1 protein-coding gene is annotated in these 818 nt (G+C 73.8%); it reads left to right on the top strand.

What is annotated here, in order from left to right:
• Nucleotides 1-818, top strand: an 818-nt coding sequence (locus SJH88_RS19270; RefSeq protein ID WP_274755403.1) for a protein-disulfide reductase DsbD family protein, incomplete at both ends; no start/stop codon positions are given.

The raw sequence follows: 818 nt of genomic DNA, 5'->3' as shown, positions 1-818 counted from the left end.
CCACGCTGCCAGCCCCGCCCGCGCCCAGCGCCAGCGCCGCCACTTGGCTGCTGGCCGTGCTGGGTGGCCTGGTCGGCGGCCTGCTGCTCAACCTCATGCCCTGCGTGTTCCCGGTGCTGGCGATCAAGGTCATGGGCTTTGCCCGCCATGGAGCGGACACCTCGGCCCAGCGCCGCCACGGCCTGGCCTATGCCGCCGGCGTGGTCCTCAGCTTCCTGGCCCTGGGCGGCGTGCTGCTGGGCCTGCGCGCGGCGGGCGAACAGCTGGGCTGGGGCTTTCAGCTGCAGTCGCCGGCCGTGGTCGCGGCGCTGGCCGCGCTGTTCACCCTGATCGGCTTGAACCTGGCCGGCGTGTTCGAGTTCGGCCACGTCCTGCCCAGCCGGGTCGCCAACCTGCACGCCCGCCATCCGCTGGGCGATGCCTTCCTCTCCGGAGTGGTGGCGGTGGCGATTGCTTCGCCCTGCACCGCGCCGTTCATGGGCGCCTCGCTGGGCTTTGCCGTGGGCCTGCCGGCGGCGCAGGCGCTGTCGGTGTTTGCGGCCCTGGGCGTGGGCATGGCCCTGCCGTATGTGCTGGTCAGCTGGGTGCCGGCGCTGCTGCGCTGGCTGCCCCGCCCCGGCGCCTGGATGGACACCTTCCGCCGCGCCATGGCCTTCCCCATGTTCGCCACCGTGATCTGGCTGGTGTGGGTGATCGGCCAGCAGACCGGCATCGACGGCGCGGCCACCCTGCTGGCCCTGCTGCTGTGCCTGGCGGCCCTGGCCTGGACGCTGACGCTGCGCGGCCGCACGCGCGCGGTGCTGGCCCTGCTGGTGCTG

Source organism: Comamonas sp. GCA5, from assembly GCF_036541385.1.
Classification (GTDB): Bacteria; Pseudomonadota; Gammaproteobacteria; order Burkholderiales; family Burkholderiaceae_C; genus Comamonas; species Comamonas aquatica.
This window is presented reverse-complemented; position numbering and strand designations above follow the sequence as displayed.